At 33.3% G+C, this 25,134-nt stretch carries 23 protein-coding genes; 18 read left to right on the forward strand and 5 right to left on the reverse strand.

Going from position 1 to position 25,134, the window contains the following annotated elements; all coding sequences use genetic code 11:
- Window positions 1–2 precede the first annotated feature (2 nt).
- On the reverse strand, window positions 3–1,247 hold the full coding sequence (locus HW347_RS08430; RefSeq protein WP_214611430.1) for a TolC family protein: 1,245 nt from the start codon (window positions 1,245–1,247) through the stop codon (window positions 3–5).
- A 280-nt stretch (window positions 1,248–1,527) separates the two neighbouring features.
- Here HW347_RS08430 and HW347_RS08435 point away from each other — a divergent pair, with 280 nt between their 5' ends.
- The 15 genes from HW347_RS08435 to HW347_RS08505 all read left to right on the forward strand — a co-directional run bounded on the left by HW347_RS08435 (window position 1,528) and on the right by HW347_RS08505 (window position 17,417).
- Entirely contained in the window at window positions 1,528–1,803 is a 276-nt protein-coding gene (locus HW347_RS08435; protein WP_214611431.1) for a helix-turn-helix domain-containing protein, read from the forward strand.
- 93 nt (window positions 1,804–1,896) lie between these two features.
- Complete coding sequence (locus HW347_RS08440) at window positions 1,897–3,237, forward strand: DUF3987 domain-containing protein (RefSeq protein WP_214611432.1); 1,341 nt, start codon at window positions 1,897–1,899, stop codon at window positions 3,235–3,237.
- 164 nt (window positions 3,238–3,401) lie between these two features.
- Window positions 3,402–4,451 carry a DUF6371 domain-containing protein gene (locus HW347_RS08445; protein WP_214611433.1) on the forward strand — a complete coding sequence of 350 codons (1,050 nt, stop codon included), beginning with the start codon at window positions 3,402–3,404 and terminating at the stop codon, window positions 4,449–4,451.
- A gap of 90 nt (window positions 4,452–4,541) precedes the next feature.
- On the forward strand, window positions 4,542–4,847 hold the full coding sequence (gene mbpA, locus HW347_RS08450) for a mobilization protein MbpA (RefSeq protein WP_214611434.1): 306 nt from the start codon (window positions 4,542–4,544) through the stop codon (window positions 4,845–4,847).
- Entirely contained in the window at window positions 4,844–5,695 is an 852-nt protein-coding gene (locus HW347_RS08455) for a relaxase/mobilization nuclease domain-containing protein (RefSeq protein ID WP_214611435.1), read from the forward strand. Before mbpA ends, HW347_RS08455 begins: the two co-directional genes overlap by 4 nt.
- A gap of 2 nt (window positions 5,696–5,697) precedes the next feature.
- On the forward strand, window positions 5,698–6,147 hold the full coding sequence (locus HW347_RS08460) for a DUF6730 family protein (protein WP_214611436.1): 450 nt from the start codon (window positions 5,698–5,700) through the stop codon (window positions 6,145–6,147).
- 2 nt (window positions 6,148–6,149) lie between these two features.
- Window positions 6,150–6,734, forward strand: coding sequence for a ParA family protein (locus HW347_RS08465; RefSeq protein WP_214611437.1), 585 nt, complete (start codon window positions 6,150–6,152; stop codon window positions 6,732–6,734).
- Between the two features lie 49 nt (window positions 6,735–6,783).
- Window positions 6,784–7,008 (forward strand): hypothetical protein, encoded by a 225-nt coding sequence (locus HW347_RS08470; RefSeq protein WP_214611438.1) that lies wholly within the window; start codon window positions 6,784–6,786, stop codon window positions 7,006–7,008.
- A 687-nt stretch (window positions 7,009–7,695) separates the two neighbouring features.
- Window positions 7,696–11,484, forward strand: coding sequence for a T9SS type B sorting domain-containing protein (locus HW347_RS08475; protein ID WP_214611439.1), 3,789 nt, complete (start codon window positions 7,696–7,698; stop codon window positions 11,482–11,484).
- Between the two features lie 540 nt (window positions 11,485–12,024).
- Window positions 12,025–12,906 (forward strand): hypothetical protein, encoded by an 882-nt coding sequence (locus HW347_RS08480; protein WP_214611440.1) that lies wholly within the window; start codon window positions 12,025–12,027, stop codon window positions 12,904–12,906.
- 307 nt (window positions 12,907–13,213) lie between these two features.
- On the forward strand, window positions 13,214–13,936 hold the full coding sequence (locus HW347_RS08485) for an SOS response-associated peptidase (RefSeq protein WP_214611441.1): 723 nt from the start codon (window positions 13,214–13,216) through the stop codon (window positions 13,934–13,936).
- A gap of 73 nt (window positions 13,937–14,009) precedes the next feature.
- Window positions 14,010–14,279, forward strand: a complete 270-nt coding sequence (locus HW347_RS08490; protein ID WP_214611442.1) for a hypothetical protein — start codon at window positions 14,010–14,012, stop codon at window positions 14,277–14,279.
- Between the two features lie 31 nt (window positions 14,280–14,310).
- Window positions 14,311–14,532 (forward strand): hypothetical protein, encoded by a 222-nt coding sequence (locus tag HW347_RS08495; RefSeq protein ID WP_214611443.1) that lies wholly within the window; start codon window positions 14,311–14,313, stop codon window positions 14,530–14,532.
- 670 nt (window positions 14,533–15,202) lie between these two features.
- Window positions 15,203–16,096, forward strand: a complete 894-nt coding sequence (locus HW347_RS08500) for a tail fiber domain-containing protein (protein ID WP_214611444.1) — start codon at window positions 15,203–15,205, stop codon at window positions 16,094–16,096.
- 223 nt (window positions 16,097–16,319) lie between these two features.
- Window positions 16,320–17,417: an exonuclease/endonuclease/phosphatase family protein gene (locus HW347_RS08505; RefSeq protein ID WP_214611445.1), complete on the forward strand. Its 1,098-nt coding sequence runs from the start codon at window positions 16,320–16,322 to the stop codon at window positions 17,415–17,417.
- Between the two features lie 350 nt (window positions 17,418–17,767).
- Here HW347_RS08505 and HW347_RS08510 read toward each other — a convergent pair whose 3' ends face one another.
- The 3 genes from HW347_RS08510 to HW347_RS08520 all read right to left on the reverse strand — a co-directional run bounded on the left by HW347_RS08510 (window position 17,768) and on the right by HW347_RS08520 (window position 21,702).
- Window positions 17,768–17,965 (reverse strand): helix-turn-helix domain-containing protein, encoded by a 198-nt coding sequence (locus HW347_RS08510; protein ID WP_214611446.1) that lies wholly within the window; start codon window positions 17,963–17,965, stop codon window positions 17,768–17,770.
- 529 nt (window positions 17,966–18,494) lie between these two features.
- A complete protein-coding gene (locus HW347_RS08515; protein ID WP_214611447.1) occupies window positions 18,495–20,135 on the reverse strand; it encodes a hypothetical protein in 1,641 nt (546 codons plus the stop codon).
- 463 nt (window positions 20,136–20,598) lie between these two features.
- Window positions 20,599–21,702 carry a hypothetical protein gene (locus tag HW347_RS08520; RefSeq protein ID WP_214611448.1) on the reverse strand — a complete coding sequence of 368 codons (1,104 nt, stop codon included), beginning with the start codon at window positions 21,700–21,702 and terminating at the stop codon, window positions 20,599–20,601.
- Between the two features lie 250 nt (window positions 21,703–21,952).
- Between HW347_RS08520 and HW347_RS08525 the strand changes: the two genes are divergently transcribed.
- The 3 genes from HW347_RS08525 to HW347_RS08535 all read left to right on the forward strand — a co-directional run bounded on the left by HW347_RS08525 (window position 21,953) and on the right by HW347_RS08535 (window position 24,697).
- A complete protein-coding gene (locus HW347_RS08525; protein ID WP_214611449.1) occupies window positions 21,953–22,618 on the forward strand; it encodes a hypothetical protein in 666 nt (221 codons plus the stop codon).
- A 661-nt stretch (window positions 22,619–23,279) separates the two neighbouring features.
- Window positions 23,280–24,059 carry a sensor histidine kinase gene (locus HW347_RS08530; RefSeq protein WP_214611450.1) on the forward strand — a complete coding sequence of 260 codons (780 nt, stop codon included), beginning with the start codon at window positions 23,280–23,282 and terminating at the stop codon, window positions 24,057–24,059.
- Complete coding sequence (locus tag HW347_RS08535; RefSeq protein WP_214611451.1) at window positions 24,056–24,697, forward strand: response regulator transcription factor; 642 nt, start codon at window positions 24,056–24,058, stop codon at window positions 24,695–24,697. Before HW347_RS08530 ends, HW347_RS08535 begins: the two co-directional genes overlap by 4 nt.
- Before the next feature lie 187 nt (window positions 24,698–24,884).
- Here the strand turns inward: HW347_RS08535 and HW347_RS08540 are convergent, their stop codons facing one another.
- A complete protein-coding gene (locus tag HW347_RS08540; RefSeq protein WP_214611452.1) occupies window positions 24,885–25,118 on the reverse strand; it encodes a ribbon-helix-helix domain-containing protein in 234 nt (77 codons plus the stop codon).
- Between the last annotated feature and the right edge of the window lie 16 nt (window positions 25,119–25,134).

Raw genomic sequence — 25,134 nt, forward strand, 5'->3', positions numbered from 1 at the left:
TGTTACCAGTTTATAAAGTTGTATTGGCTCTGCAACAGCAGGCGGTTGGTCTGCATTTGCAATTTGGTCTGAACATTCAACTTGTAGGTCTGGATGACGTTCAGGTAATCAACGATGGATACTTGCCCTTGTACCAATTTACCTTTGTAAATCTCCAGTACATTTTGTTGTTTCTGTAGTTGTTCTTCGATGGCCTGCATATTTTCTTCCAAAGCGCTCAGTTGGGCTTCAATGCTCTTTAAATTGTTTTCCAATTGTATTGCGGCATTTTCCTTGTAAAATTCAAGGTTTTCCTTTTTAAGTTCGCTCAGCTGAGCATTGTACTTACGTTGTTTTCCGTCATAAATGGGTACTATCAAACGCAATCCGGCACTTAGCCCGACCCTTCTGTCGATATTGGTCAATTCGACGGCATTCAGCCCTGTATTACCATATAAACTAAGTTGTGGTTTATATTGGTTCTCAAAAACATTCCGGTCAGCTTGCACCTGCAAGCTGTCACTCTGAAATTTACGCTGATAAAAATTTGTTTCGGGCTCGGCTGCGGTTAAGATATTAGGAACGGAAAGACTATCAGTTTTGGCTAAGGGTATTCCACTCAAACTATACAATTGGTCAATAGCGGTTTTGAGATTGGTACCGATTTGCTGAAGTTCCAATTTTTTCGAGTCGATGTCTAATTGTAATAACAGGTAATCGCTCTCCATCAAGACCGCCCTTTTTACCAGAAGTTCAACAACCTTCAATCGATTGTCAAGGTCCGTTAGGATCTCAATTGTAAAATTCTTCTGTAATTGCAACTGATATGCCATGATATAAGCATCAGTAATATTTTTGACCAAATTATGTTCAATGTCTTCAGCCGATAGGGAAAGTGTATTGTTTTGAACCTTGTTCTGGAACAGCAGATTATCGACCATCTTTTGATTGAACAGGTTTTTGTTAACGTTTAGTTGGGCGAAATAGAGTCCGCCATTGGTAATTCCTACATCGTACCCATAGGCCCTAGGGGAGGGAGTTGTAGTAACATCGATAAACCTACCGTTGTTATTAAAATATGGGGCGACTTGAACCTCAGAGGTTGCATTAATTTGAAAAGCCTTATTCTGGGCAATGATGATGTTGTTTTGTATTTCTCCTATTTTTTGAAGATTGTAATTCTCTTTTAAAACAGGGAAATTCATCTTTGCCTCGGAGATAAAATACTCCAATTTAGTTTCTTGAGCTTTTGAAGAAAATATCATCATAAAAAACAGTAGCCAAAAACCCAAGTGCCTCATTTGTAAAAGTTTGATTAGAAGATAGCGAAAATAGATATGAAATCTTAAGAAGTTCTAAAGTAGAGGATTAGCTAGTAAATTGTGTCGGACAAGGAAACTGCATGTTCATATTATCTTGACGGAAAACTAATTTTCGGTCAAATCTCTCCCTATTCCACTCTAGATTTGTTCCATCCTTGCAAGGAAGAAGATAGTTGGCCACTATCACATATATCATTTATCATCACCTAATAAAAGCAAGCAAAGTATGGAGTTATTTAATTCAAACGCACTGGTTGAGTGCATAAGAGACGCGATTAGAAGCGAACTTAAATCAATCTCGAAAGAGCAAAATAACACAAGTTATACCCCTCAAAAGGAAGAGAGTTTACTAACTAAAAAAGAAATGGCAGAGGAGTTAGATATCTCCTTGGTTACCCTAACAGATTGGATGAAAAAGGGGTTGCCCTACCAACGACTTCATAGCCGTATATATTTTCGAAAAGAAGATGTATTCAGTAGTATGAAGAAATTTTCAAAATAAAAATGATGGCTCGAGACCATCACTTTTATTCATTAATCCAGCTACTGATTGAATTGCTGAAACATTTAAATGGTAGCTAGCAAGAATATATACATGCAAGATAATGAAAAAAAAGGACGAATCAGCAAAGCTGATTTACACTTGGATTATTCAAGGAAAGTAGAAAATAATACAAACCCATTTCCCATTGATGTATTTCCAGAGCTTCTTCGTCAAATTGCCTTAGAAGCACATGATAAATACCAGTTTCCAATAGATTACCTGGGCTCGGGCATACTAGCTGCTGCCTCAACGGCAATTGGATTGAAATATCGATTAGCTGTCAAAGATGGATGGGAGCAAAAAGTCAACCTATTTACAGTAATAGTAGGTAGACCGGGAGATTCTAAAAGCCATGCACTCAAATTCTGCTTTAACCCAATTTTAGAAAGAGATAGTTTCTATTTTAAGGAGTATTCTAAGCTAATTCAGGAGTATGAGGACATTAAGGAAAATAAAGGGAGTAATGAAAAACCTTTCCTTAAAAAAAGTTTGATAAGCGACTTTACACCGGAAGCACTAATAACGGTACATAACAATAATAAAAATGGGGTCTGTATTTATGTAGATGAGCTAAATGGGTGGCTGAAAAACTTTAATAGATATAACAATTCAGGCGAAGCAGAAACGTATTTAAGTTTATGGAGTGGTACGCCTATTTCTATAGATCGCGCTTCAGGAAAGAGTTTTAGAATTGACAATCCCTTCGTTGGTGTGATTGGAAGCACACAAATTTCTGTTTTAAAGCAATTTGCTATGGGAGGAAGAAGTTCTAATGGCTTTATGGATAGGCTCCTTTTTGTATACCCACACGACCTTAAAACCATTAAATGGAATATTAGAAATGTAGATCCAAATCTCATATCAAGTTATCGTTCAATAATCAATAGCTTAATTCATGAAGATTATAAAGATGAATCACTGCCTATTGAAAAAACAGCGAAAGAGTTTCTTTTTGAATGGCAGAACAATCGTTTAGATGATTATTTATTTGACTATGAACGTAGTATAGAAATAAAACTTCAAGAATATGTATTGCGTTTTGCATTAATACTTCAATTGCTGTTTTTCGCTACAAACGAAGCCGAAAAGATTCAGGTTGAAATGAAAGCGATTAAAGGAGCTTTAAGATTATTTCATTACTTCAGAGTTAATGCCATAAAAGTTAGGACGCAAACAACTTCCCGAGAGTATTTGGAATCTCTTACTGAATTGCAGCAAAAAATATACCGCGAACTACCAAAAAATTTCACTACCGCTCAAGGGATCAAAACAGCTTGTAAGCTTGATAAAGAAGGTAAACCTAGAGTAAGTGAAAGGCAATTCAAAACTTATCTAACTGATAGAAAACTTTTTAAAAAAGAGAAAAGAGGTAAGTATTCTAAAACTCTATAGAACTGCATTTACTTCATTTAGTTCACTTGAAGACCTAACTATCTACAAACCTGGTCGTTCTTGTCTTTTTTTTGTGAAACCCTAATGAAGTAAATGAAATTTTACAAAGTGAAATAAATGCAATTATTGTGAAATTAAATTATAGCCAATAGACCACATACCCATTGGCTTGTGAACTAAATGAAGTAAGCGCAGTGTATAAATATTTGTTAGATAAAAGTAGCCGTAAGTATAAATGTCCAAAATGTAACAAAAAGAGATTTGTTGTTTATATGGACATGCAAGAAAATAAAATCATTTCTGAATTAGTAGGACGATGTGATAGAGAGGTTAATTGCGGTTATCATTATAGTCCAAAATTATTTTTTAAGAATAACAATTTTGAATATACCCCACTAATAAACAACAGCTATAAACCTGAAAAAAAAGAAACTACCTTTCATAGTATATCACTTCTAAAGCAAAGCTTAATTGGTAATGTAAATAATAATTTCATCAATTATTTAAAAACAGTGTTTGATACTGAGAAAGTAGAAAATATAACCAGACTTTATCGGATAGGAACAGCCACGTTCTGGAACAACGCAACAATTTTTTGGCAGATAGACAGTCAAGGAAAAATACGAAGTGGCAAAATGATAAATTATTCAAAGAATGGAAAACGTTCCAAATATGTGAATTGGGTTCACTCCTATCAATTAAAAAACAACTTAACAAAAGAGTTCAATTTAAATCAATGTCTTTTTGGACTTCATTTAATAAATCAAAGCAAAAAAGCCATAGCCATTGTTGAATCTGAAAAAACTGCATGCATTATGAGCCAAGTTTTTGATAAATATATCTGGTTAGCATCGGGAAGTTTAAACAATTTGAATGAGAATAAATTACATCAAATAAAAGACAGAAAAATCATCCTTTATCCAGACCTAGGACCAAAAGAATCAGACAATAAACCATATAATCAATGGAAGAAAAAATCTGACTATCTATCCAGAAAGGGCTACGACATAGGCATATCGGATTTACTAGAAAACAAAGCAACTGAAGAGCAAAAAAGTCATGGTTATGATATTGCAGATTATTTTTTGGATGTACCTAATAAAACATTAATCAAAAATGATATCACAACTGAAAACATCAATAAACTATTAGTCAAAAATGGTCAACTACAAAATCTAATTGAAGTATTTGATTTAGAAATATTGAGTAATTAAATATCAGTTTTGAGTAAGAGTTCAAGTTGTGTGTGCTGGGCCCACAATCTTGATTTTTCTCCCGATGGTCGCAAAATAAAAAAAGAACTAATGAAGAAAAAAGAAAGAGTTGTCACCAAGTTCAGAAGTACGATTTACGAGAAAAAGCTATTGAAAATAAGAGCTAAAAAATCGGGGCTCTCCCTCAGTGAATTTTGTTTTAGGGCAGCGTTCAACAAAGACATTAATGCACGCCTTACAGATGAAGAAATTGAAGTTTATAAAATGCTTTCTACCTATAGCCGGAATTTCACTTTGATAGGTAATATGTACAGAAAACAAAATCCAAAATTGACTACCGAAGTCTATGCATTGGCTAAAGAAATTAAGGAACACTTAAACAATTTCAAAAAATGATTGGTAAGGGAAAATCTATCTCACATACTAGTGCTTCCATGGCCTATGGATGGAACCAAGAAAAAAGTGCTATCGTAGTTTTAAAAGAATATTTAGCCGGCAATACCCCTGAAGAACTAACCAGGGAATTTCAAATCATTCAGGACATGAATGAAAATTGCAAAAAGAATACTATCAGCTTTGTTTTAAGTCCAACCATAGAAGATGGCAAAAAGTTGAAAAAAAAGGAACTCGGTGACATAGCAAAAAAGTTTCTAGCTCGAATGAATTTGAACAATCGTCAAGCAGTAGCTTTTGTTCACAAAGACAAAGCACACACCCATATTCATTTGTACGTAAATAGAATTGATTTTAAAGGTAAAGCCTATCCTGATGGATTTATAGGAAAACGAAGCATCGAAGCAGCTAGACAGGTTGCATTAGAAATGAATTTAAAAACCGCTCAAGAAATTCAAGTGGAAAAGCTTAATTCTCTCAAACAAATAAGGAGAGAAATACACAATTTAAGCGAGCATGTACTAAGAAAAAACTCACCTAAAACCCTTGATGACTATATTAAAAATATGAAACTGAGAGGTATTGATGTAATCCCAAGTATCAACAAGGGAAATAAGCTTCAAGGATTCAGATTTAAATACAAAAACATCAGCTTAAAAGGCAGTGAAATAGATCGGTCCATGTCCGGTGGAAAAATCACCAATGCTATAGCGGGGAATGGTCATATACTGCAGAATGGAAGCAAGACGATTCTAATTTCAAACAAAGTGGTTGAATTAGGTGCAAATTTCGTTGCAAATACTAAACAGCAATCGAATCAACAAATAGCTAACAAAGGACTAAGCAGATAACCATGGCAAAAATTGACGACATAGCAGAATTACTGGTAGAGGAATTGAGTGATTTCAAGGTGCAACTAGAAAAAATGAAGCATCTATCCGATGAACTTAAAACGACTCACCTATCACCAGATATGACCGAAATGAGTGCTGTTTTAGATTCATTTTTAAAAAGTCAAAACGTAGTTCTTAGAGAACAACATACTAAAATATCGCAATTAACTGAATATCTATCCAAGTCGAACCACTATCCAAGATGGCTATTAGCGCTACTGAGTTCGGTGCTACTTTTCACCTTTTGCTTAGTGAGCTATTCAATTTATGAGATAAAGGTAAGCTCTGACGCTAATCTTAATAATTATGCTAAAGGTCAAAAAGAAGCAATGCATCACTTTAATAAATTTTTTGAAGAGTATCCGGAAACCAAGGATAAATACTTAAAATGGAACACGAATAGAAACTAGATATGGCAAAAATTATATTAATTACTCATCAAAAAGGTGGTGTAGGTAAAAGCACCTTGACTTTTAATTTGGCACAAAATCTTAGTGAACATTCAAAAGTTGCTATTCTTGACATGGATGCTCAAGGCAGTCTATCACAGCTTTCAAAAATTGTCGATTCGTTTGAAATAACCACAGATGAAAATATTTTAACGACCAATGACAATTTGGATTTCATTTTCATTGATACGCCCCCTTACCTATCATCAAAGTTGAAAGGGCTTATCAAAATTGCAGATTTAATATTAGTACCCACTAAAGCTGGTATTCTGGATTTGTTAGCGATTGACAACACAATTAGCATGATTAATAACGAACTAAAAGAGAACAATACCATGATCATCTTAAACATGGTGAAAGCTAATACAACCATTACTGAAGATATATTGAAAAACCTTGAATCACACAAAATAAGAGTAGCTCAAACCAAGATAAGCGATTTGGTAGCATTCACTAGGTCTCCTTTACTAAAAGGTGTTATAACCGATAGAAATGCCCAAAATCAAATTGATAGCTTGACTAAAGAGGTCTTAACATCTCTTATATGAATACACAATTGTATAAATCATGAAATATATAATTATATAAATCTACATTATGTCGAAAACAGAATTCAATAATTTAATAGCCGAGGCACGAGCTTCAAAACCAGACAAGTCTATTCAGAAAGTAGTACCAGAATTACCTATTGACAAAAATGAAAAGCAATTTTCATTTTATATAGATAAAACAGTTTTGAGAAAATTGAAGATAAAGGCTTTAGAAGAAGACCGAAGTTTAAAAGCTATAATAAATGAGAGTATTCTTAATTATCTTAAGTAATAACTCGAAAAGACTGAAGTGTATAATTTAGCTTGTAATAAAAAAAATGGATCCCAATGAACTAATAAATATCTTAATTTTTAAAAGGATTGAAAAAAAGTGCGGTTGCAAAATTGGTGGCACCTACTACAAGGAAATATATAAACCCCTTCCTAAAATGTGGCTGCGGGAATATTACCATGTTTAATATATCGGACGTTTATGTTCGTTTTGCGACCACGAAGGCTACTAAGGAAGCTATTTTTACCCTTTTAATGAATGAAAGCAACTAGCGCTATCGGTATATGAGAATACTAATAATAAAATTGGAGATGAAAGAATAAAGAATAAGGTCGAAAAAATTAGATTCCATATAACAAGAACAGTATACTTGAAAATTAACTGGTGGGAAGGTGAAATTAATCCGAAAATGGCTGCTATAAGAATTTCCAATAAAAGTGATGTGACGGGTATTGGTGGTGTATGAGGGTAATACTTTATATTTACCAACCCCCCTCTACTAATGAAGATAATCGTCATGCAAGTATAAAATACTCTTGTTAAGGCCATCCTACAAAACACCCACAATCATGTACTATCAAACGTCATTTTTGGTATTTAAAAAAGTAATATTCTACCTTTTAACGAATTCTATTGTCCCTTAGGAATTTATGCACTATTATTGAAAGCCAATCTCATATTCTACACTTGAAGAAGTTTTTTACATTCCTGTTTATTATATTTTTCAATATCCTATCATCACAGTGCCCTTTAGGTAGTGTTATTTTAATTACACAAAATGATGTCAATAATTTTGTTTCGAATTATCCTACCTGTACTACAATTGATGGTAATCTAGAAATTCGAGGAAGCGATATCAATGACATTTCAGGACTGAGTTCACTAAGGGTCATCAATGGAGAACTTAAGATAATTGGAACTCAGGTAGTTGATTTTACAGGACTTTCATTTCTTACAGAAATCAGAAATGGGCATACTGAAATTCGCGAAAATCATAGTCTTATATCCGTGAATTTAGAAAACTTAATGGTTCTTAACTCATACATGTCTATAAATGTTAATAATAACCTGCTTACTATTTCTGGTTTTACAAATTTTACAGAAATGCAGAGTATTGAAATCTCAAATAATTACTCTCTCACTTCCATTCCCTTGTTTAATAATCTAAATAAAATAGAAACCTTAAGTATAACAGAAAATGAAAGTCTGGTAAATTTTGATGGATTTGACAATTTAAGATGTGTTGGTTATTTTATAATTCATGGGAATGATATTTTAGAAACGATTCCAAAATTCAACAACTTAAAACGAGTCTCTGGCTTTAGTTTTCGAATCAGCTTTAACCCTTATTTAAAATCGGTCGAGGGTTTTCAATCCTTGGAATTTGTAAACAATCTTTTAATTATAGAATCCAATGGCTGGCGGAATGACTCCATGCCTATCTCTAATTTTCCAGAGCTTAAAGAGATTACCGGTCCCTTAATGCTTGTTACAGGTATATCTGAAATAAATGGATTCAATAAGTTAGTAAAGGTTGGCAGCATTAAAATTGATGGAACAAAAGCCACAGAAATCGTGGGATTCGAAAGCTTAAGAGAAGTCACAAGTATTGATATAGATAACCATTTATTCTATCTAGAACGAATTGACGCGTTCAAAAATGTTGTATTTATTCAAAATGATTTCCGATTCTATAATAATCGCGTCCTAAATCATATTAATGGTTTTCAGAAACTAAAGACAGTGGGTGGTGATTTTAATTTTAACAATCAGTATGAAATAACCAATCTAGACTTTCTCGAAAGTCTTACTTCGGTGGGATATGTGGGTTGCTGTTCTAGACTAACCCTCACTGGAAACACCTCACTTAATGATTGTAGAGCTATTGCCTTACTAATGAAATTTGGAGAACTTCCAGGAAGGATTGATGTCTACGGAAATGGAGTAAATTGTAGTAGTCAGCCTGAAATTATTGACAATGCAGATCAAGATAGAGATGGAGTGTTAGATTCAGTCGATCAGGACGACGACAATGACGGAATTTATGATTCCATTGAAAATGCCGGAGATAACGATATAGATGGTGATTTAATACCCAACTCACTTGATTTGAATAGTGACAATGATGGTTGTAACGATGTGATTGAAGCAGGTTTGGATGATGATAACAACGATGGAATTGTTGGAGGGGAGATAGTAACTGTAGACGACAATGGTTTGGTTACGAGTTCAACAATGGCCTATTCAGCACCAAATGACCTCAATGGTGATTCTGTTTTAGATTTTTTAGATTTTAATTCTAGTCCTGTTGTAAGTGAACAACCTATACCTCAATCTGTAATTGCAGGAAATGATGTTACCTTTTCTACTGTAATTACAAATGCCGATACCTTTCAGTGGGAAATGAGTAATGACCTCGGAGTAACATGGGAAGATTTACCAGAAAGTACTGTCTTTAGTGGTGTAAATATCAATTCTTTGACTATTAATTCAGCTTCCATCGCTTACAATGAAGCCCATTTCAGACTTCGATTTTACAATTCCACCTCTACATGTGTTCAACCTATATATTCAGCCATCGCGTCCTTAGAAGTGACCAATACATCGCTTAATCCAGGAATGGATTCCTCCACATTTTCTTGTCCAAACGACGCTCCTTTCAACTTGTTCAATGCCATTGACGGTAGCCCAGACCCAGGAGGTTATTGGGTTCCCGCATTAGGTAGTGGTGGTGATATTTTTGATCCGTCCACTGATTCACCAGGTGTCTATCGTTATTATTTAGAATCTGACAACTGCGTCTATGTTTTTTCAGAAATGACAGTAGATGTTGAGAATAACAATGCCGGGACTGATAGCAAACTAAATATCTGCGTTACTTCTTCTGCCGTAGAACTGTTTTTATCCTTAGAAGGAAGCCCGGACACCCTGGGTACTTGGACTCCATCATTATCAAGCGGAACGGGAATGTTTGATCCTACCGTAGATAATGCTGGTATTTATACTTATACTGTAGGAAATACCACTTGTGGAAGTGTTAGTGCTCAGGTAGATGTTACAATTGTCGAGGAACCTAGCGCCGGAACAGATGGTTTTATTTCTTTATGCTCCAATGATTTACCCTTCGACCTATTTAGTGGTTTGACCGGAAACCCGGATAGTGGTGGAACATGGAGTCCGACCCTATCGAGTGGAACGGGTATATTTAACCCGACCATTGATTCAGCAGGGATTTATACCTATACCGTTTCCAATGGAATTTGTCAGGATTCCAGTGCTATTTTAGAAGTGTTAATTAATACCCCTCCAGATGCAGGAGAGGACATAGAAATCAATGTATGTCTTACCGATAGCCCCTTCAATCTTTTGGAAAGTTTGGGAGGTACTCCTGAAAACGGAGGAGAATGGACTCCTTCTTTATCCAGTAATGATGATATTTTTGACCCACTTTTAGACACCGCTGATGTTTATACATACTCAATAACCAGTAATACCTGTCCGGATAGTTCTGCAACTATTATTGTAAATATATTTGATGAAGCAAACCCCGGTATTGATAATGGCATTTCAATTTGTGAGAACGACCCACCTATTAATTTGTTTACATTACTTGGGGGCAACCCTGAAACTGAAGGTGTTTGGTTCCCTGCGCTATCCAGTGGAACGGGGGTTTTCGATCCAAGATTAGACAGTGAAGGAATCTTTACCTATACCGTAAATAACCCAGGATGTGGAAATCAATATGCAATTATAGAGGTTGATGTATTGGAAATCCCTAATGCTGGAGAGGATTCTTCGGTCAATATTTGTGTAAATGAGGGGCTGGTAGATTTATTTGATTTTATCCCAGGGAATCCGGACCCCAATGGCATATGGACTCCAAGCCTTGTCAGTGGAAATAGTACTTTTGACCCTGCGATTGATACTGAGGGCAGCTATATTTATACTGTAACAAATGCTGTTTGCGGAGAGGATAGTTCAAATTTGGAAGTTTCGATTTTAGAAGTCTATCCCATTTCAAATTATGAATTGAAAACGACGGATTGGAATGGCAACAATGAGGTCTACATAGAAATTGAATCCGAAAGGACCTATGAATATTCTTTGGACGGAATTAACTATCAATCGAATAATACCTTTAGTGGCCTCCTTGGAGGATTTCATAAGATATTCGCTAGAGAAATTAATGGATGTGGGATATTGAAAGCTGAATTTTCAATCATTGATTATCCGCGATTTTTTACCCCCAATAGTAATCTTGTAAATGATAAATGGCATTTAGTTGGTCTGGAAAACGAAGAATATACTTTGGACATTTATGACCGTTATGGAAAACTTCTTAAACAACTTTCCAACGTTAATCATACATGGGATGGTCTTTATAATGGTCAACAATTACCGGCAACGGATTATTGGTTTAAAGTTAAATTTACAAAGGGGCAAACGTTGACTGGTCATTTTAGTTTAAAATACTAGGAATATTTTCTATATAGTATTAAACTCGGTTTAAAAATGCCTTTTAGCATAATGAAAAAACCTTTATTTAAACTTTCCAAAGCTAAGTTTTCAGAAAACTAAACAGTTTTAATTAAGGTAGGCTTACATTTTTATGCGCGTCCCGTCATCAAAAAATAATCCATATTTTCAATTTAAACTGTATATTGAAAATGCAATAAATTTCCAATTCTAGAAATAAAATATTTATCTAGCAATGATGTATTTACTTTACCTTCAACTTTTCAAATTATGTCACGATTGATATAATTTGAAAAGTTAAAGTCCTGTGATTTTAGCTAAATTTGAAAAATGATTAATCAAAAAATATAAGGAACATCAAAGAATTATAAAATACAAAAGCGTTTAGCTTTTGATTTGGTCAGGGAAAATCGCCAGTTTAATCCATACCACCAAAATCAAAGCCAGGACGCCCACCGTTTGCGTGGGCTGTTCTTGTTTGGTGGTTGGGTGTCTGGCGATACCTCCCTTTCCGATAAGTTCAGTTCCACGCTTTTTTTTATGGAAGAAAAATACCAGATAGAGTTAGTGCTTAATGATAATTTAAGCCTACAAGAACTTGAAATAACGAATCGATATTGGTTTATAGAAGATGGAATATTTAAAGAAACACCGTCTAATATAGGGAGGGAATTCGGTTTGAGGTCTTTTGAAATTTCAACTATAGCAAGAAACGGTTCCTATTTGAATATTACTCAATATTGTTCTGGTTGCAAATTAAAACAGGAATTAAAAGCTGATTCCATAACCCTAGCAAAGACTTATTTAAAACCTTCATGGACATGTACTACGTGTTTAAAACAAATTGAACAAGCTAAATTCGACAGACTAAAAGAAGAAAAGATACTTACCCAAAAAAGAAGGTTTAATAAGTTCGTTCAAGCGACAGAAGAGAAAGCTTGGTATAAATTCACTAGAACCGAATTAAAGTTGCTAATTCAAATGCTACAAGCCCCATCTACCAAACATTTAATTGAAAAATTAATAGAATTAAAGGAGAAAAAATATTGGAGTATTTTGCATAGAGCCAATGAATATGGCCTTGTTGACCTAGTAAAAAATAGTAAAAATTACATAATTCAACATTACCCATTGTATAACCTTGAAGAACATGTAAAACCCTATTTGGAAGTATTACAAAAACCTCCGAGTTCAACTAAAGAGAAACATTCAAGGATAAGTTTTAGAATGCTAAAAAACAAAAATCGTAACTCAGCAGATGACCCTTTAAATAATGGAGTTATTGTATTAGGAAATGATGTAGTATTTAAAGCTGGAGAACCTCTTTCATACGCTCTTTACGCTAGAGAAAATGGAGATGTTCACCTGTCAATAACCCCTTCAGACAAGATTGTGAAATATAAGAATTTGACACGCACATGAGTTCCGAAACCTATAGAAGATATCATTAATTAGTGAATGTCTTAAATTTTGTAGATATCAAGCTAAGTCAATTAATCAAATCACATAATATATATTTTAAACAAAACGCTAGAACCTTATCTTTCTCAGCCGCACATCTAGTGCGATATTAAAATACTCAGGTCTACAACATGATTGAAAATTATAGAATATGAATGTTATTTTGTATTAAAAATACTTTTACATAAACCTTGAATGTTATAAAATAATATTATAGCAAAGTAATATTAATAAATATGTGATTGTTGATTTATAGTTATATTTAAACATGTGTTATTCAACCACATTAAGGAAAAAGGAAAAGGAAATTGAGAGGATGACTAGAAAAAGTTTTCAAGTCCCTTTTGAGTACAAGCCTTACTACCGTGCCAATGGCTTTACCCATCCAAATTTATATATAATCAAAATGGATGAGCCAGAAAATATCTATCCTGCTATGTGGGGCTTAATTCCTGAATTTGGGATGAAGGATATACCAGAATTTCAAAAAAAATATAATACCCTCAATGCCAAATCTGAGACTATATTAACATCCAATACCTATAAGCATTCCACTGCGGATAAAAGATGTTTGATACTAGCAGATGGATTTCATGAGCCACATGAAGTAAATGGCAATTCATATCCTTACTTCTGCCACTACAAGGATGATTCTTTATTTTACTTTGCTGGACTGTATACAGAAATTGATAACGAGTTTTTGAGCTGTACCATATTAACCATGCCGGCAAATGAACAGTTCGAGCAAATCCACAACAAAAAGAAGAGACAACCCCTAATTCTCGATACTGAATTCGAAACCGACTGGTTACGGCACAACCTTAATCCGAACGGAATAAAGGGATTGACCAAAGTAGGCTTTACAACGAAAGAGATAGAAGCTTACCCTGTGTCTAGAGACCTATATAAAAGAGATATAGACACGAACACCCCATTAGCCATAACAAAGGTTGACTACCAAGAACTAAACGAGCAAGGCAGCTTATTCTAGTAAATTTTCAATTTGTTAATAAAAAACGAACTCCTATATTCATAAAAATGGAAATTTTCCATAATTTTGGATTATGTCCAAAGTTGTTTTTCATCATACCGATATAAAAGTAATTAAGCTGTTGCTAAAGGAGATTGGTAAGGATAGGTATGACTGCGCTTTACAGGATGCAGGGCTCTCTAACAGTAAACCTATTACGATGCATGGATTTTTCATAGAATGGGATGAAGGCAATATTGATTTGCATTACACATATCCAAGTGGTATAAGTTTTAAGCTTACAACTGTTTTAGGTATGCAGCGAGTACCTTTTGAAGGTTGGGAATTGGTAAGAAAATTATAGAAATATGAAGTTGCACAGACAAGAAAAATTAATGGAAAGATTATTAAAATTCAGGTTGAAAGATTACAATTTCAGTTTAATCAAAGTTGAATGCTATGATAGGTTTGAAGGCGATAATTACATGTGTCGTGTTGAAGTATTCAAGGGCGGTAATAGTATAAAAAATCGTATCATGAAATATGAATCCGAATTGAACGGAACTTTTGTAGTGGAATTTGAAAATAAGCTAGAACTGCAACTTGCGATGAACTGAAATCTCATTAGTTCACTAATATTAGAGATTCCAAACCAGAGATAAATTTTAATTTATTCTAGCAAAACTTTGACCAATCGGAATCATATGAACCGTATTGACTGTTTAATAGAGGAAGCTCAGCAAATATATTTACATAATCTTCAATGTCATTTGTCTCTACTTGTTTAAGGTTCAGGTCGGGAAATAAGAAATAATACTTTTTGGAGTTTAGTGAAAACAGCTAAGTACTTAAGAGAAATTTATCTTTTAGAAAGTATTTAAGTTGAATACTATCGTGAACCGTTTTATGGTTCAAGATAACTAAACCCTCGTTTTCATAGCCTCTTCTAAAGCACTGGTGATTTTACTTTTTATGACCGTTCATATGAACTAATAATTTTCTTCAAAAAAAAGTTAACCTGAATCACATTATAACATTAAGATAAAAGAATACTAATCTAAAAAAGATATTATGTTCAATCTTAAAATAATGAGATAGAAATTAAAAAGCGGCAAGAAGCACTACAATTCGCTATAAACAATTTAATGTCAAATGATATTTTATTAGTAACTGGGAAAGGGCACGAAATGTATCAAGAAGTTAACGAAATTACATACGACAATTCTGATAAGAACACGATTTTATTTTTTTTAAAAAACAATATTAACACACTAAAAAACTACTATAATGGCAACAGATATTAAATTAGAAGACAGCTCAATCGAAATGTTCGGAGAAGTTCATATAACAAAACCTGGAAAATTGATTATAGGAAAAGATGATACCAAGACCTCGATAACTAATAATACTATTACAACAAATAGTTTGTTTGTTAACAAAGTCTTATCAGCAAGAAAAATACTAAATGCGAAAAAACTAAATTGTCCAACTGCGACTATTGGAAATCTAAACATTGCGATTGAAGTACCTAAGGATGGCGGAAATGTAGAGGTTAAGCCGGGGAAAATAACTTTTGCTAAGGGTACAACAGCCTTGACCGAGGATAAAATAGAATCGAAAACAATATCAGCAGGTAATTTTATTGGTATGAAAGCTAAACTTTCCGCTCTTGAAGTTAATGGTCTTATAGATGGTTCAGAAACATTTATAAGTGGTGGTAGTATTACTACTAAAAAAATTACGGTTAGCGGAGAAATTGATGCTAAAAAATTTAATGTGGTATCGGATGCTCGATACAAGAAAGATATCAAAGCGTTAACAAATAGTCTTGATAAAATTCTGAATCTTCAAGGTGTTAGTTTTAACTGGGAAGAAAATGACTTAACAGGTCTCAATCCTCCAAAGGAAAAACAACTTGGCTTTATAGCCCAAGATGTGGAAAAAATATTGCCCAATGCTGTTAGTAAAGATGATAGTGGGCATCTCTCAGTCGATTATATTTCCGTCATTCCTTTGCTTGTGGAGGGGGTAAAGACCCAACAAGAAAAAATTCAGTCGCAAAATGAGCAAGCTAAGTTGGTATCTGAAGAAAACAAACATCTTAATAAGAGAGTTTCTGATACTGAGCATAGAATGTCTGACCTCGAAAAGAAACTTGCGGCTTTTTTATCTCACAGATAGTTAACGTTCATCAATACTAATTACAATAAGGAAAGCTATGAATAGTTTAAGGAATATATCAAAAAAAATGGACTCAGTGGAGTTACCGCCTGTGAGCTTGCGAGCTTTAATAGAAATGCATCGATGGGCACCTTCAGAAGTCAAAAGTTTTCGAGGTATTGTATCAAGGCATGCGAATAACAGGCGTGAAACACGTCGTTTTCTGTGTATGAATACTTATTTAATGAAAGCATTTATATTTGGAACGAAACCAGCGGTCGATGATCGAGCAGATAAAATTGGAGAAAAAATTGTAGAAAATCATGACATTGCACTTCTTCAAGAAATTTTCGAAGATAATGTGAAAGACATTGTTTTAGGTGCATGGCGAAAAAAAGGGTTACCGAAACCATCTGTTGTCGAGGATGCACGATCAACTTCGAACGCTTCAAGTGGTTTAGTGATGATAGATCAAATAGGTACACTAGAAAACAAAAAATTTCATGAGTTTGACAATGAAGAAGGATTTTTTGGAGATTCACGCGCCGATAAGGGTGTGCTCTTTTCCACAGTAGATATTGGAATTGGGGCATCAAAATTAGAGCTTTATAATACGCATCTAAACTCAGATGGCCACAAGGCAAGGAGGCTCCAATTACTTGAGTTAGCAAGCTTTATTGAACGAACACACAAAAACAAAAATATCGCAATATTAGCTGGCGACTTTAATCTTTCACCCGATGATCCAATCGCCTTCTCAAATGGCATAGTGCTAACTGGAGGTAGAGGTGGAGAAGGTAATTTGGATAATATAAATTCACGCTTCAACAAAATTATCCGAAGCAAATTAGCAAGTGGAGAGTATCCCGATGGTATGACTGAGTATCAAGCATTGCTTGAAATATTAGGTGCCTTGGGGTTTGTTGACATGTGGGCTGCGCGAAACGGAACACGTGGCTATACGAAGAATGTACATGAAAAAAGCAAACGCGATAAAATGTGTAAGCCGGCCAAAGATAATCCACAGCTTTGTGAAGATTCTGATTCTAAAGTCTTGAAAGGCAGCTCAAAGCGAATAGATTTTATGTTTATTAGTAATCCAAATGACTCTCATACATTTTCATTAGATTTCACACGACCTCGTCGTGTACGATATGAACGAAGACCAAATGCCCCCTACAGAGAAGATAGTATTGTTCAACAACCACGAACCGCTCAAGGTACTCAACCTCCTCCTATTCTAATAAAAGGGATTGATATGTTATCAGATCATATTGGTTTATCAACAACTTTATTATTTAGCAAAAAAAACACAATGATATATAATAGACCATCATGTTAAGTATTAGACAAGTGCAGCTATAGGCTTGCCCATGTGGGAAGCCTACACTTTTTTCATACTATTCTAGGTTATTTAGATTTATACAACCTAAGTTAATGGGATTATTTTATAATTTAAAAAGAGCTTTTTTAAGCCTTTCTACGAAAAGCAAGTTGACTATTTTGAATTAGGAACCGAGCTATAATCTCATTTAGAGAATGTATCAGGGATAGAGTGTAAATCAATTTCAATGGGTAATTTAGAGAGTTACGATCGAGGAAGCGACTTTAGAAGCTACAACAGATTAGTAATGTTTTTTTTTCAATTGATAATTATCAAAAAAAAAGCCTTTAGACACCATAAAAACAGGTTTAATCTTTAAATATTTTATTAAAATTCTTAACTTTTAATTTATTGGCCATTTCTAAGAAGTCAACTAATTTAATAGCATAAACATCATGTTCATATTCATTAATGCGCTGCGGTTTCTTCCCTAATTTTACAGCCATTTCAGCTTGGGTCAAACCAGTTTCTTGACGCAATCTTTTAACATACTTCCCACCTTTCATACATCAATATTCTAAAACTAATTTATAGAAATCCTTATATAACTAATTACATTTTCTGTGTACAATAAATAATAAGTCCAAACCTTATTTCTGGCTTCAATTTGTTAATATCATAAGTTGGTTCAAGGAACCATAAACCCTCTTTATCAATTCCTTCAAAATATAAATCCTTTTGTAAAAGTAATATAGATAAATCTATTTCTTTTATCACGTAGATTTTCAATTGATTACTACATTTCTCCCCATTCATTCTGACTTGAGTTAAATTTACTACAGAGATTTTATCTTTCTCATCTGCACAAAATTCTCGTTAAGTCATTTCATTCCTTATCTCAAACCTTTGTTTGTTTCAATTCAATAAGTTCTCCTTCCATTTAATAGTATTAATATTGGTAAGATTTGGGTTTTGATTCTAACTCGAAATGCGCTTTTTATATAAATGTTAATGTAAAAACTTTGAATAAATAAATGGCTCGCGTTAAATAGTTTCTTTAGTGGCGGAATCAATCTAAACGTAGGGTTAATTCATTTATAATTCTGAACAACAATCTATCATAAAAAATAAATCAACAGCATCCCAAATTGAACCAACCGCTAGCCTAAATTTGTAAACTTTATTTGGTCTCAACTGATATCCTTGGGGTAAAAAGTCCGTAATTTTAATATCACTTGGAGCTTGGCCATTTGGTGAAACCCAATTAGCGTATAACGGTGTACCTATATCAACCCAACTATCTAAATCAAATATAGATAGTCCTACAAAATAACCAGATTCGCAACTACTAAGAGAACCATCTACTAGCAAATCACTAGATAGACATAATATAGCAACATCCCCAGGACCATATTTTGAATCCTTTTGAATTATTCTGATTGGATTTATGAAACTAGCAGCGGCCTTAGCGCCTGAATTCAATGTTGAATTATCAACTCGACCTATAAAAGTGCCAGCTCTTCTTAAAGCTGAAAAAGGTTGTGAAGTAGGCGAAATATTGCTGCCGCTTATAGTAATAGTACTAGAATGTGAGCCTAAAATATTAAATTTACCATCAGTATCAGATAATATTCCGACTCCTTCTGAATTTCTTGAAGAACCGTTTGAACTCCAATGAATAATGGAACCGTTTGTATTTTTATCATAACTAGCACTATAAAACGAAGAACCTATTTGATGCAATTTTCCTCCAGTAATGCCTACTAAACCACAATTATTGATAATCAACTGTTTAATGTACACATCAGAAGAGAAGTTTTTCGTTTGGATTAAAGCTCCTGTTGATGTAGCGTTATATTTTAAAACTAAGTTACCAGAACCCACATAAATAGAGGAATTATCAGGGTCACATTTTATATCTATATTATGAACATTGTAAGGATTAACTGGTAAGTTTTTTGTTCCCCATTGCACATCTATATTGCCAATTGCGTTTAATTTTTTAACCACTCGGTGCGTAGAAGGAGTGTCTGTAGCATTAGCATAAGTTGCAAATATATCGCCGTTAGTAGCGACCACAATATCGGTCCTGTATTGAAAGTGTGAATCTCCTATTTTAGTCACAGATAAGCACGTTCCATTGATGTCGTATATGGCAACAAAGGCCTCATTAGTAACGGGTACAGCAGAGTAATTATTACCAAAGTTAACGGAAGCTATAACATTATTATCGTATAAATTTCCTGAAATGTATAATTTCCCATTACTAAAAAAAACACTGTTCAGAGATATCGAACCATTAGTTGTAGTAATATTTCTAATCAATGTTCTGGTTGTTAAGGTATGATCAATTCTGTAGATCTTACCTGAACCGACTAAATAAATATTGTTAGGCCCTGAAGTTATCGAATTACTGGGGTTACCATCCCCAGGAGTAAAATTTACTCCAAAATTGAATGGACTTGTTGTTACGAGAAGGCCATTACTGTATTTGCTTAATCTTCGAGTTATTGTGGCGGAAGAATATGTCAATAGATTTTCGATGCAATAAATATTGTCATTCGCATCTATTGTTGCACCTAATATTTCGGGAACTGTATTGTTTGATTGCTGCTGAAAATTAATATAATCCCAACTTTGAGAATAACTAATAAAACAAAAAAGCGCAAAAAAAACAAATGTTACTTTTTTCAGAATGCTAACTACTTTAGGTGTTCTTTTTATTAAATTTTTCATGATTTAAATTTTTATGTGATTCTTTAGATACAGGTAACTTTTTATTTTTATTATATCGAAATTGGATTTCCACTCAGGTTGTCCAAGTCAAATAGAAATATGATGATTTCTGGTTTAATTTTAAAAGTTTAATCAAACTTTGGATAATGAGTTGGAATAAGTATAGTAGTGCTTTATAAGCATAAATCTGACTATTTTTATCTAAATACAAATTTTTAAAAAGCGGCTTTAATTAAGTATCAAAGCCGCCATTGCTTTGCCTAGTTAAATTGTGTTACGAGTCGTCTTCATCATTTTCAAGAAATCTAAATTGATTTGCTTGCTGAAGTTTAGGCAATTGCACTAACTCAGCTGAATAATGTTGTTCCTGAATAGAGAAAGTTGTCGTCCTGTATTTCACAATCCATTTTATTTAATTAGTCCTGCTGTTATCCAGAAAACTTTTTATAACAAAACGAGGATTTTAATCTTTACAAATATTAAACTCAAAGCAATCTTTTTGATGATAATGTAATTCAACATTATAGCAAATACCTGAAACTTTAAATTTGTATTGACCAGATTTCGCCCCATTATTTATAATTATAAACTCTCTTGTAACGCACGTACAGGCTTCGAGGTCTCCAAAACAATATGGTCCTTTTGGCACAATTTGTATGGAAGGATTTCCGTTTGGTAACACTTTTACTTTTCTTCCATTTTTATGAAAAACTTCAATCTCACCTATTGTATAGTTGGAAAACGTAATGTTTGAATATGGGTTACAGGCGGTTATGGTCATTATTTCATAATCGTTACTTTCAATACAATCACAATCACTTTCACCCCATTTAATATTTAAAGTTGGTTTAAATTCTGGGATTTCAGCCTCATAACACTGAGTAGCATTTTGAGCCAAAAAGCCTACAAAACCAGGTCCAGATTTAACATGTACAATAATTTCGTTAAGACAAGGTTGCCAGTCATTTTCTAATTTGATATCTACTTCTTGTCCTAAATCAAATCCTCTATTGCCGTATGGGGCTGTTCCCCCTTGGGGCAATATTGATGGCGAGTAAGCACTTTGTGCAATCCCATTAACATAAATTTCATGGACGGCATTGTCTGAAAAAAACTTCATGTCCAAGAAAAAGCTATTGAAATCGAAATTGCTGTTTAAATTAAACTGAATTCTAAAATATGCTTCTATATTTCCACGACCCTGATTAGTGTCTTGAAAAAAAGAAACCCAGTTAGCATTAGAATAAATACTATCAACCCAAGCAGCATTTTTATTCACAAATGCTGGAATCCAATTGGTAACACTGCTATAGTCGTTTGTAGTTCCTATACCAGCTTCCCAGTAAGAATCCGTGCCACTTCCATTAGGTATTAAACCTCCTTGTCCATCATGCCCCGTATTTAAAAGAGGTGCATCAAATGGAGAATTGATTCTCAATATATTTGAATTAACTATTTCACAATCAGTACAATGATCTAATTGATTTAGTTTTTTTGCTGATAATTTAGAATAATAGCTATTTATCTCTTCTCTATTTTTTTTGCATTCGGTTTGTGTGCTTTTCATAATTTGTAATATTTAATACACCTACTCTAGTTACAGTTTTCGGCTACCCTGTGTTATACGTCAAATTTCGTAACAATCTCATTTTCAAATGATGAGGAAAGAACCTTATTTCATGTGCGTTTTTCGCACCTTTTAAAAGGGTTCTTTAACCCTTTTAATTCACGTGGTTAAACTTGGAATTTTAAAAACACTTAACTATTTCTTTGTGAGCACCTTAAGTAGTATCTTAATAATCTAAAAACTTTTAATTATGAAAACTAAATTTTTGACAGGATTGCTAATTGCGTTTATTTTTTCGGGTATTACATCCTGTGGGAGTTTGCGTGGAATTTCAAATAATGGTGAAATTATTTGCTCAAATTATTCTAATGATGGTGTAAGTGAGTTAAGTGTTAATCTCGTACACAATATGCGAGAAGGGTATAAAGAGAATCAACATAAGGTAATAGCTAGTAGTCTTAACTTACAGGATGCTATTGGAACTCGTTTTGACCTAGAAACGCTAAAGAATTATATTTTTGATATTGAAAATGAGGCAAAAAAAAATAATAAAAATTTAAAAACCGATAGATTGGGAGTTACTATTTACTTCGCTCGTTACCCTGAACTAAAAACTTGGTATAGTATTTATGAGAAGGACTTAGGTGGGTTTTTAGGTAACCCAGATACTGAAGGGAATGAAAAAATGCACACTGTAGTTATGATCCCTTATATTGTTACGAAGGATAGTGTTGAAGTGGATTTTAATCCAACCGACTTTAATACTTTTGAAAATGGTATAAGCCCAGAAGGCAGGTACGCCCCATCTTCGACCGAAACATTAATGGGACTATCCGCAACTGGGCGCCAAGGTGTTTCGCGAACAGTTCAATCCGGCAATACAACTGCTCAAAATCATGGAGGTGTAATACGTTAATTTAATACTCAGGTTCTTGTTAGCATAATATGGAAAATTATCATTCAATATTAAGGAGTTTACTACTTGCTGCAGAATTTTTGTCAGCTATAATAGCTTTGGTTTATGTATTCAAAATGAATTGGAGCTATTGGAGTTGGTTTTGCATTTATTTGCTATTTATCTTTATTCAAGAATTGTATTGGTTTTTTAATGAGTCTTTATTTAATGTTACGGCTCAAACTTATTATGCCTTTATTGGAATTCCTGTTCAGTATCTATTTTTCTTTTGGTTGTTTGCATTAAAATCGTTGAAGAACAAAGCACTATTTTTTGGTTGTTTGATTATTTATTTATCAACTTATATTCCAGTCGAGGTTTATTATAAAAAAATCGACACGATTTACTCTTTGAACCTAACTACGGGAACTTTATTACTTTTAGTGCTCATAATTATGGAATTTATAAAGCAGATTAAATCAGATGATATTTTAAAATTTAGAGAAAATAGAATGTTCTATATAACTATAGGTGTTGTGTTATTTTTCATTGGAACTTACCCCTTCTTTGCATTTTATGATATACTTCATGGGAACACTTATCATAAAATCTGGGAAATGTATTATTTGTATTTTATTATTTCAAATTGTTGTATGTATGTCTTATTTGGTGTTTCGTTGATATGGGGGAAAACTCGTTAATAGCATTAATCGTTTTATTTAATTTGATTTTTATCATCTTCATTGGCGGTATAATCATATTTATCAGGGAATATCGCGTTAAAAAGAAGCTACATATCGAACAGGTTGAAACTATTAATACGCTCCATCAAAAAGAATTGTTAGAAAATAAATTGGAGATCCAGGAACAAACTATGAGGTACATTGGTCAAGAAATACATGATAATATTGGACAGAAACTAACACTGGCAAGTATTTATTTGCAACAACTTGAACATGCCAATAAAGCTCCTCAGATTAATGAAAACATTACCTCGATTAATAGTATAATAAGCCAATCTCTTACTGAGCTAAGGCAATTATCAAAATCATTAACCGATGATACAATATTAGAACAATCTATTTCCGAACTTTTAACTAATGAATGTAAAAAAGTAAGAGATTTAAAAATATGTAAGGTCAAATTCGATGATGATATAAGTTGCGATATAAATTCTTATCAGGTTAAAAGCATTGTTCTTAGAATAACACAAGAGTTTTTTCAAAACAGTATCAAACATGCTAATTGTAAAAACATCCAATTAAAACTATCTGCAAATACAGAATATGTCTACTTAAAATTGAAAGATGATGGTATCGGGTTTAGTATTAACGAAGTAGCAAACAATGGAATTGGCCTAAAAAACATGAAAAAAAGAACTCAAATTCTAAAAGGACACTTTAATCTTAAAAGCACCCTCAAACTTGGCACTGAACTTAATGTCGAAATTCCTATAAAATGAAACATACTATAGCAATCGTAGATGATCACCTTTTAATTGCAAATGCCTTGAGCAATACAATTTCTAATTTTAATCATTTTGAGGTAAAATATATCTGCGAAAACGGTTTAGATCTTCAAGAAAAAATTAAAGGAAATTCCATGCCAAAAATTGTTCTTTTGGATATTAGCATGCCTGTAATGGACGGTTTTGAAACTGCAAAATGGCTAAAAGAAAACCATCCAGATATTTTGATAATGGCACTCAGTATGCAAGATGACGATCAAAGCTTGATTAAAATGATCAAGAATGGTGCTAAAGGATACATGCTAAAGAATGTACATCCTAACGAACTTGAAATTGCATTGAACAATCTTGTTGAAAAAGGATACTTCTTTCCTGAATGGGCTGCAAGTAAAGTATTCACATCTCTAAGTGAAAATACCAATGAAACAGTTTCTAAAATAAACATATCAGATAGAGAAAAGGAGTTTCTAAAGTTTAGTACTTCTGAAATGAACTACAAACAAATTGCTGAAAAAATGTTCTGTAGCCCTAGAACTATAGAAAATTATAGAGATAGTTTATTTGAGAAATTAGAATTAAAAAGTAGAGTAGGTTTAGCTGTTTATGCACTTAAAAATGGATTTTCTGAGTAAGAATCCTCTAAGCTCATTTTTACAACTGCACAAAATTCTCGTTAAGTCATTTCATTTCTTAACTCAAATCTTTGCTTACTTCAATGCGGTAAGCTTACCTCCCACTACATAGTATTAGTTTTGGTAAGATTTGGGTTTAAATCGTAATCCTGATTAATTATCCCGAATAATTACCTACTTCTATCTATCAAAGAATTTTATTCTTTTTCTTCGCGGAGATAATATCGTTCATGGACTTACTGCTATCCGGACCGTTCCATCCTTTATCAATTTCTTCCAATAAATCTTTTTTTGATTTTTCTCGGTATGATGCATGAATTTCAAGCGCATCCTTTACTACATCACCACCATTTTTGTATAACCCTGCAAGAACTAAATTTTCTATATATTCCTCCTCTTCTTTTGCTAATTTAATTTTCATTTTTTGAATTTAAATT

The organism is Zobellia barbeyronii (assembly GCF_018603515.1).
In the GTDB taxonomy this organism is placed as follows: Bacteria; Bacteroidota; Bacteroidia; order Flavobacteriales; family Flavobacteriaceae; genus Zobellia; species Zobellia barbeyronii.